Source organism: Acinetobacter sp. EKM10A, from assembly GCF_011075215.1.
GTDB classification, from domain to species: Bacteria; Pseudomonadota; Gammaproteobacteria; order Pseudomonadales; family Moraxellaceae; genus Acinetobacter; species Acinetobacter baumannii.
In genome coordinates this window covers 1-1566 of record NZ_JAALLK010000038.1, presented here as the reverse complement: position 1 = coordinate 1566, position 1566 = coordinate 1, and the positions used below count along the sequence as shown (strand labels likewise).

General features: G+C 47.3%; 1 protein-coding gene. It reads right to left on the bottom strand.

What is annotated here, in order from left to right:
* Positions 1–1566: aldehyde dehydrogenase (NADP(+)) (locus G9371_RS18955; RefSeq protein ID WP_029424031.1), on the bottom strand; the 1566-nt coding region annotated here is incomplete at its 5' end.

Sequence of the window (1566 nt, the reverse complement as noted above, 5' to 3'; positions counted from 1 at the left end):
TTAGATCGCTTCTTTAGTCATCTCACCATTCACCAGTCTTAAAATCTGCAACGGATTACTGTCTTTTAAGGCTTCCGGCAATAAACTTTGCGGATAGTTCTGGTAACACACAGGGCGCAAGTAACGGTCAATGGCCAAGGTTCCAACTGAAGTACCTCGTGCATCTGAAGTTGCCGGGTATGGCCCGCCGTGCACCATCGCATCACACACTTCTACACCTGTTGGGTAGCCGTTTATGAGTAATCGACCGGCTTTTTCCTCTAGCACAGGAACTACATCTGCAAACTCGGTTAAGTCAGCTTCATCGGCAATTAAAGTCGCAGTCAGTTGCCCATTCATGCTTTGTAGGGCTTGAATGAGTTGGGCTTTATCTTCAACTTCAATGATGACTGTGGTTGGCCCAAAGATTTCTTCTTGTAAAAGCTGGTCACCTGCCAGCAATAATTCAACATCAGCTTTAAACAGTTGTGGCTGAGCCTGATTACCTTGTTGAGTTTGACCTGCCAAATGCTTGATGCCTTGATGCTGGGTTAAGTGCTCAAGACCAGCGGTATAACTTTTTAAGGTTCCGGCATTGAGCATAGTCTGCGCAGGCTTAGCCCCCATAATTTCAGTCAGGTTGCTAATGAGCTGGCTAAATTCAGCTGATTTAATACCTAAAATTAAACCCGGATTGGTACAGAACTGACCACAGCCTAAAACCACTGAATCAGCCAAGTCCTGTGCAATTTTTTCTCCACGGTTTTTTAAGGCTTCTGGCAACATCAGCATCGGGTTAATACTGCTCATTTCAGCAAACACCGGAATCGGTTGTGGTCGGGCTGCGGCCATGTCACATAAAGCACGGCCACCGCGGAGTGAACCTGTAAAACCCACAGCCTGGATTAAAGGATGTTTCACTAAAGGTTCACCTACGCCATTACCGTAGATCATGTTAAACACACCTTTAGGCATATTTGATTTTTCTACGGCACGTTCGATTGCCTGCGCTACAAAATCTGCTGTCGCCATATGCCCACTATGGGCTTTCACCACCACAGAGCAACCTGCGGCCAGTGCGGAAGCGGTATCGCCACCCGCAGTTGAGAATGCTAAAGGAAAATTACTTGCCCCAAAGACTGCAACAGGGCCGACACCAATTTTAATCTGACGTAGGTCTGGGCGTGGTAAAGGCTGGCGCTCAGGCAAAGCGGTATCAATACGGGCACCTAAAAAATCACCACGGCGCAACACTTTAGCAAATAAACGCATTTGCCCACTGGTACGGGCACGTTCACCTTGTAGGCGTGCAAGTGGCAAAGCGGTTTCCTGTGACACGATTTCAAGAAAATCTGTACCCAAAGCATCGAGCTCATCGGCAATGTTTTCTAAAAAGGTAGCACGCTGTTCAGGAGACGTATGGCGGTAAGTCTTAAACGCTTGACTGGCTGCTTCACAGGCCTGATTAACCTCTTGCTCGGTTGCATGGTGAAACTCATAAGGCAGAGCTTCACCAGTCGTAGCATGAATACTTTTTATTAAAGTGGAACTTTGTGCGCTGCGTGAACCGCCAATAAAGTTGTGTCC